Annotated in this window: 4 protein-coding genes and 2 pseudogenes; 1 reads left to right on the forward strand and 5 read right to left on the reverse strand. The window is 73.1% G+C overall.

Annotated features, from left to right (window positions below):
• Positions 1-600: pseudogene (locus CH341_RS25560) on the reverse strand (hypothetical protein); the annotation flags it as partial.
• A 133-nt stretch (positions 601-733) separates the two neighbouring features.
• On the opposite strand from CH341_RS25560, the gene CH341_RS25565 reads away from it, so the two are divergent.
• Positions 734-1,627, forward strand: coding sequence for a hypothetical protein (locus CH341_RS25565; RefSeq protein WP_245431246.1), 894 nt, complete (start codon positions 734-736; stop codon positions 1,625-1,627).
• A 54-nt stretch (positions 1,628-1,681) separates the two neighbouring features.
• On the opposite strand, the gene CH341_RS25570 is transcribed toward CH341_RS25565, so the two are convergent.
• The 4 genes and pseudogenes from CH341_RS25570 to CH341_RS36520 form a co-directional block, all read right to left on the reverse strand.
• Positions 1,682-3,796: a YadA family autotransporter adhesin gene (locus CH341_RS25570; RefSeq protein WP_170149803.1), complete on the reverse strand. Its 2,115-nt coding sequence runs from the start codon at positions 3,794-3,796 to the stop codon at positions 1,682-1,684.
• A 401-nt stretch (positions 3,797-4,197) separates the two neighbouring features.
• Complete coding sequence (locus CH341_RS25575) at positions 4,198-6,309, reverse strand: YadA family autotransporter adhesin (RefSeq protein ID WP_170149804.1); 2,112 nt, start codon at positions 6,307-6,309, stop codon at positions 4,198-4,200.
• Positions 6,310-6,603: 294 nt separating this feature from the next.
• A complete protein-coding gene (locus tag CH341_RS25580; protein ID WP_245431247.1) occupies positions 6,604-7,344 on the reverse strand; it encodes a YadA family autotransporter adhesin in 741 nt (246 codons plus the stop codon).
• A 15-nt stretch (positions 7,345-7,359) separates the two neighbouring features.
• Positions 7,360-7,554: pseudogene (locus CH341_RS36520) on the reverse strand (P-type conjugative transfer protein TrbL); the annotation flags it as partial.
• Positions 7,555-7,587: the final 33 nt, after the last annotated feature.

Here is a 7,587-nt window from a genome sequence, read left to right on the forward strand (position 1 = left end):
CGACCCGTGCCCGGATGCGACGGCGCTGGCCCCGAAGGCGGAGCTGGAGTCCCCGCTCGCGGTCGCGCTCGCCCCCATCGCGGTGCCGCTCGCCTTGGCGTTGCTGCCGCTGCCCACCGCGACTCCGAACGCGCCGGTGACGCTCGCGGCATTGCCGAGCGCCACGCCGTTGAAGCCCTCGTCGCCGACCCGCGACCGGTTGCCGATGGCGATCGCATTGGCGGCGCCGTAATCGACGAAGGCGGCATTGCCGGCGCCGCTCGCCGCGTTGCCGCCGATGGCGATCGAGTTCGTCCCGTTCGCCTGCGTGTTCGCTCCAGTCGCGACGCTGTAGGTGCGCGGCGCGCTGGCGTTCAGGCCGACCGCGATGCTGCCGGTGCCGCCCGCGCTCGCCGAGGGTCCGCACGCCACGCCGGACGTGCCGGCGGTGGCGCCGTCGGCGCCGCCGCTCACCGTGCTGGCGCACAGGAACTGCGCCTGCGCGAGCGAGGGCAGGCTCGCCATCACGAGGATCGCGGCGGGGATGTAGCATCCGGCGTGCCGGGCGAACGCTCGCCGGCCGATCGGGCCGCCCGTGCTGCTTCGGCGCTTCCGCTCCATCGCTCGTTCCCTCTTTACGCGTGACGATCCGGGGAACTACTTTTTCGATCGACGGTCGCGCGGCAACTGTGGAAATTTGGGTGGGTTTTCCTCGCTTCCCGGCCGGCGCGAATGCCTTTTGCACGACGGAACGATGAAAGCACGAATGGTGTCCGAGGTTTCGCTCGCCGATATCGCCGAGATGCGGAGGCGCCCGGGCTTTGCCGCGGCGATGCGTCTGCATGCACGCGCGATCGTGACGTTGTTCTACGGCAACAGTCTTCTGAACGTGCTGATGAACGATCGGGCCCGCGCGATCTTCATGCTGGTCGCGCTGTACCTTCACGTCGGCGGCCGCGACGGCGACGGGCCGGGTCTCACGGTCGGCGCGCTGAAGGATCTGTGCGTCGCGCTCGATCTGTGCAGCCGCGGTCGCTGCGAGGCGATGCTCGCCCTCCTGCGCGCCGCCGGCTACTTCGAGGCGGTCCCGCACGCCGACCGCCGGCGTCGTCTGCTGGCGCCGACCGAGAAGCTGTTCGCGCTCCAGCACGCGCGCTGGCTCGCCCATGTCGGAGCGCTCGAGAAGATCGACCCGTCGGCGCGGCGGCATCGTGCCGTGCTGGACGATCCGGCTTTCGTGCGGGCCTTCGTGCGCGAGCTCGGCGGCCCTTACGTCGCCGGCTTCCGTCTGCTCGACCACGCGCCGGATCTGTGTCTGTTCGTGGATCGCAATGCCGGGCTGCCGATCCTGTTCGCGCTGGCGCTCGAAGGGCCGGAGGAGGGGCCGTTTCCCCCCGTCGCGCCGGTGCGGCTGTCGATCAACGCACTCGCCACCCGCTTCGCGGTGTCGCGCAAGCATGTCCTGACATTGCTGCGTGACGCCGAGCGGGACGGGCTGGTGCTGCGCGGTCCGGAGCAGGACCGCATCACGATGTTGCCGCGCCTGCGCGACGGCTTCGAGAGTCTGCTGGCGACCATCCTGGTCTATGTTTCGCGCGCGGCCGAACGGGCTTCGGTCGAGGTCGGGGCGGCCGAGCTGGCGAGCTGATCAGGCCGCGGTGGCGAGGTCGACGCGGGCGCGTCGCCGTCGCCGCCGGAGCCGTCACCAGAACAGCGCGACGCCGCCGCGAGCGCCGACCGCGCCGGTCTCGAAGCCGACGCCGATCGAGCCGTTGGCCTGGACCTGATAGGTCCGCTCCTCGTGCAGGATCCCGGCGACGCCGAAGCCCGCGGCGCCGCGTCCCTCGTAGGACGCCACGTTGCCGAACACCCCGACCCGGCGTCCGTGCGGGACGGACGGCACGCCGCCCGCCGCCATGGCGAGCGCGACGCCGTCCTTCAGGCGGTCGGTGTCGCGCTGCAGGCCGCTGATCTGCGACTGGATGCCGGTCGTGATGCTGGAGAGCTGACTCACGTTGACGGCGTCGGTGGCATTGACGCCCGCGGCCACATTGGTGATGCGCCGCTCGCTGCCGGCGCTGCCGACCGACACGGTGTTGGCCACGGTCGCGACAGAGCCGGCACCGAGAGCGACGCTGTTCGCCGCCGTGGCCGAGGCACCGGTCCCGAACGAGACGCTGTTGGTGGCGGTCGACGTCGCGGTCGCGCCGATCGCGATCGCGCCCGCGCCCGTCACCGTGGTGCCGTTGCCGAGCGAGACCGCGTTGGCGCCCGTGACGGTCGAGCCGTTTCCGACCGCGATGGCGGCGAGGCCGTTCACGGTGTTGGTGGAGCCGAGGACCGAAGCGCCGGCCGAGCTCGTCGTCGCGCCGACGACGTTGCTCGAGCCGACCACCTGAACGCCGTCGCCCCAGCCGGCCACGTTGCCGCCGTTGACGGTGTTGTCGTTGCCGTACACGAACGCGGCGTTGCCGTTGACCGTGTTCGGATCGCCGATCGCGAAGCTGCCGTTGCCGTTGACCGATTGGCCGGTGCCGATGGCGCCGCTGTTGGTCCCGGTCACACTGTTGGAGAAGCCGATCGCGAGGCTGTTGCTGCTGCCGGCGTTGACGCTGGTCTGGTTGCCGATGGCGATGCCGTTGGTGGCGCTGGCGCTGACGAAGGCCGCGCCGCCGGCCCCGCCGGCGCTGCTGCCGCCGATCGCGATCGAGCTGGTGGCATTCGCCTGGGCATTGGCCCCGAGCGCGGTGGCCGAGGTCGCATTGGCGCGGGCGTTGCGGCCGACCGCCGTCGCATCGGTCTGGCCGGCTGCCGTCGTGCCCGCCTGGGCGCCTTGGCCGAGCGCCGTGGTGTTGTCGTTGGTGAAGGCGTTGCTGCCGCTGATGTCGTAGCCGGCGAGCGCGTTGAACCCGTAGGCGCTGCTGTTCTGGCCGGCGGCCTGGCCGCCGCTGCCGGTCGCGGTGCCGCCGAAGGCCGAGGCGGCTGCTCCGAACCCCACCGCAGTGGTCGCGAGGCTGGACGCCGTGCTGCCGGCGCCCAGCGCGACGCTGTTGCCGCCCGACGCGGTGCTGCCGGTGCCGACCGCCGTCGACCCGCCCCCCGACGCGGTGCTGCCCTGGCCGAAGGCCGAGGCGTTGCTGGCATTCGCTTGCGCGCCGCTGCCGACCGCGGTGGCATTGCTCTGGCCGAGATTGGTCGTGCCGGCGCGGGCCCCGGCGCCGATCGCCGTCACGCCGCTGTTGAGGCCGGCGAAGCCGGCTCCGGAGCCGAAGCCGAGGGATACGGCCGAGGTCCCGCTCGCCGCGCTGCTGCTGCCGATCGCGATGGCGCCGGTGCCGCTGGTGACGGCCGGACCGGCGCCGACATTGTCGCCGCCGCCGATGGCGATGCTGTAGTCGCCGCCGCTGGTGACGGCGGTGAACGGCGAGCTGAACGGCGTCGCTCCGATCGCCGTGCTGTACGCGCCGGCGCCCCCGCCCGAATTGGCCAAGGCACCGACCGAGGTGATGCCGTTGGTGGTGCCGTTGTTCTGGCCGGCCGCAGCGCCGACGGCCGTCGCGGACGCGCCCGTGGCGGTCGCGTTGGAGCCGAGTGCCGTCGTCGCGACGCCGGTCGCGTCGGCGACCGCGCCGCACGCCGTGGCGCCCAGCCCGGTCGCCACGGCCCCGTTCGGGCCGGCGGCGCCGCCGCTCAGTCTGACGTCGCAGACCGCCTGGGCCACGGCCGGGTTCGCGGATCCGACAAGTCCGCCGATCGCACAAATCCCGCTGGCGCTCGCCAGGAGAGCCGCGCGCAGACAGTCACGGTGAATCCTCATGGTCGCTTCCCCTCGCGGCTGGCGGCACCAGCCGAACCTCATCGTGTCGCGGTCACGGTGGAACCGTGGCGCCGCACCACCACGAGCGCCTCGCGGCGCGGCACGCCTGCCCGGGGGTGGTCGATTAATCCGGGCGGGATAAAACCTTAGGTTTAGCAGCGACTGTGCGGAGCTATGGTTAACGGGGCGTTACACTCCGAAACATCGAGAAATCCGTGGTGCCGGGCCGCAACACGTGTCTGCGCCGGCCCGCCCCGAGGCGTTCAGGGCACGTTGGGGACCGAGATCGGGCAGGGGCTGTCAGACCGCGCGACGACGGGCGCAGCGACAGCGACGCACCATCTCGACAGCGGGCCGGACGCCGGGGCGCTGCAGCGTTTCGGTCGTTGTGAACCTCGATCTCAGAACTCGCCCCCCAGGCCGACGTAACCGGTGTGGTCGCGGCCGCCGCCGTTCCCGTAGCCGGCGACGACGGCGAGCGGCGTCGACGTCGTCAGCCGATGCGCCATGCCGAAGCCGACCCCGAACTCGCCGTTGAAGGTCGAGCCGCGCACCTGCCAGGTGGTCTTGCCGGCTGCTGACGGCATCGACGGGCTGGCGGTCGCCACCGCGGCGGCGACGCCGCGGCGGGCCTCGCGCTGATTGTCGGTGATCTGGCTCTGCAGGCCGCCGATCTGGCTCTGCAGGCCCGCGATGCTGGAACTGAAGCCGGCGGTCGCGGCCTGAAGCTGGCCGACATTGACGGCATCGGTGGTGTTGACGCCGCTCGCCACGTTGGTGACACGGCGCTCGTTGCCGACGGAGCCGACCGACACCGTGTTGGCGGCGCTCGCCACCGAGCCGGCGCCGAGCGCCACGCTGTTCGCCGCCGTGACGGTCGCGCCGTTGCCGATCGCAGTGCTGTTGGCCACCGTCGCGGAGGCGGCGGCCCCGATCGCCGTGCTGCCGGACGCCGTCGCCGTCGCGTAGTCGCCGTAGGCGGCGCCGCCGTTGGCGGCCGAGGCCGCGACGCCGATCGCCACCGAGCCGGTCGCGGTGGCCCCCGCGCCGATGGCGATGGCGCCTTCGCCGGTCGCCGACGCCCCGTTGCCCTGCGCGATGGCGTTGTTCTCCGTCGCGCGCGCGTTGGTGCCGAGCGCCATGGCGCTGCTGGCGGTCGCCTGCGCGCCGGCTCCCAAGGCCAGGGTGTAGATCCCGGTCGCCTGTGCACGGGCGCCCTGGGCGATGGCGTTGGTGGCGGTCGCCTGGCTGCCGTCACCGATCGCGATCGCACTGATCCCGGCCGCATAGGCGGCCCCGCCGGCGCCGGTCGCCGCGTTGCCGCCGATCGCGACCGCGTTCAAGCCCTGCGCCTGCGCGTTGGCGCCGACCGCGGTCGCATAATTCTGGCCGGCCGCCGCGGTGCCGGCCTGGGCGCCGGTGCCGAGCGCCGTGGTGCCTTCGTTGCCGAAGGTGCCGCCGGCCTGGGCGAAGGCGCCGAAGGCGCTCGAGATGCGGCCGCTCGCCGTGGCGTTGGAGCCGACCGCCGCGGCGTCGTCGCCATAGGCGTCGGTCGACGTGCCGACCGCGACCGCCCGCGTGCCGCTGACCAGGTTGCCGTTGCCGAGCGACACGGCGTTGGCGCCCGTGACGGTCGAGTTGTTGCCGACGGCCACCGACGAGACGGCGTTCACGGTGTTGCCGACGCCGAGGATCGACGAGCCGGACGCGTTGGCCGTGCTCGCCACGGTGTTGTTGCTGCCGACCACCTGGATGTCGCCGCCCCAGGTCCCGACATTGCCGGCGTTGATCGTGTTGCCGGCCCCGTAGATGCCGCTGCGCGTGCCGTTGAGCGTATTGGCGCGTCCGATCGCGTAGCTCGACGTCCCGTCCACGGCGTTGTCGAGACCGAAGGCGCCGGTGCCCGGACCCGTCACCGTATTGCCGCTGCCGACCGCGGTGGCGTTGGTGCCGGTCGCGCGGTTGTCGCTGCCGAGGGCCGTGGCGCCGGTTCCCGTCGCGGCGTTGTCGGCACCGAGAGCCGTGGCGTTGTCGCCGAGGGCCGTGCTGGACGGACCGATGGCCGTACCGCCCGTGCCGTTCGCGAACGCGCCGGCACCGATGGCGATGCTGCGCTCGCCGGTGGAGCGGGCGCCCATCGCCGCGGTGCCGTCGCCACCGCCGATGGCGATGCTGTAGTCGCCCTTCGATAACGGACCGCTGAGGGCGCTCAACACGCCCGAGCCGATCGCCGTGCTGTAGATGCCAGCCGGCGAGATGGTGCCGTTCGCAGCGGCGCCGATGCTGACGACCCCGGCCGCGGCGGTCGCGCTGCCCGAATAGGCGCCGACCGACACGGTGTCGCCTCCCAGTGCGTAGGCGCCGAAGCCGTATGCGGTGGCCCCGTTGGCGCCGCCGCTGGTTCCGTCGGCCGTCGATTGGGTGCCGCAGGCGACGTCGCCCGGTGCCACGGCCGTCCCGCCGCCGCCGGCGCACACCGCCTGGGCCAGCGCAGGGGCCGCCGGGAGGAGCATGCCGGGCAAGCTCCACAAGGCCGCGCAACCCGCCAGCAGCGCCGCCCGTCGCCCACGCACACCCCGCATCGTCGCCCCCGCGCTCGAGTCGGACGGACCTCACCTTCAGGCCGAGCCCGATCTGTTTCCACGAGAAACATTAGCCCGATTTGCGTAGGTAGTGTGTTGCGCCGCTGCAACCGCGCGAAACAATGCCATCCCCCGAATGGGCGGGTTTAGATCGCAATCAGTAGGATGATACGCCCGTCACTGTCTTCCGATCGGGACCGCGGGCGCCCGGCCCAGCGTCGCGACTCAGAACTCGACCGCGACGCCGCCGCGGGCGATGTGCTCGGCGCCGCCCGCATTGGCGTAGCTGCCGTGCACGATCAGCGGCACCGTCGTGGTCAGGCGGTGCGCCAGCGCGACGCCGAGCGCGGTCTCCCCGTGGAAGTGGCTGGTGTTGAGCGACATGGTCGTCCGGCCGGGCGCCGAGGGGGTCATCGCCACGGCGAGCGCTGCCGCCCCGGCGATGCCGCGGCGGGCCTCGCGCTGGTTGTCGGTGATCTGGCTCTGAAGGCCGCCGATCTGGGTCTGCAGGCCCGCGATGGTCGAGCTGAAATCGGCGGTCGCGGCCTCGAGCTGGCCGACATTGACGGCGTCGGTGGCGTTGACGCCCGCCGCCACGTTGGTGATCCGGCGCTCGCTGCCGCTCGCGCCCACCGACACGGTGTTGCTCTCGCTCGCCACCGAGCCGGCGCCGAGCGCCACGCTGTTCGCCGCCGTCACCACGGCGCCGTTGCCGACCGCCGTGCCGTTGGTCACCGTCGTCGAGGCGCTCGGGCCGACCGCGGTGCTGCCCGAGCCGGTCGCGACCGCGTAGTCGCCGAAGGCGGCGCCGCCGTTGGCGGCCGACGCACCGGTGCCGACCGCGACCGAGCCGGTGGCGCTGGCGCCCGTGCCGATCGCGATGGCGTTGACGCCGGTCGAGGACGCACCGAGGCCGATGGCCAGCGCCCCGGCCGCCGAGGCGAGCGCATTCGAGCCGATCGCCACGGCGTTGTCGCCGCTCGCGGTGGCGCTGCTGCCGGCCGCGAACGAGGCGGTGCCGGAGGCGGTCGCCGAGGCGCCGAGCGCGGTGGCGCTGGCCCCCGATGCCGTCGCCGACGACCCGAAGGCGGCGCTGTTGGTGCCCGAGGCGGTGCTCGACGCGCCGACCGCGGTCGCGCCGTTGCCGGCCGCGCTCGCCCCGCCGCCGATCGCCACCGCCTCGCTGCCGCCGGCCGACGCAGCCAGATC

The sequence above is a fragment of the Rhodoplanes roseus genome, assembly GCF_003258865.1.
In the GTDB taxonomy this organism is placed as follows: domain Bacteria; phylum Pseudomonadota; class Alphaproteobacteria; order Rhizobiales; family Xanthobacteraceae; genus Rhodoplanes; species Rhodoplanes roseus.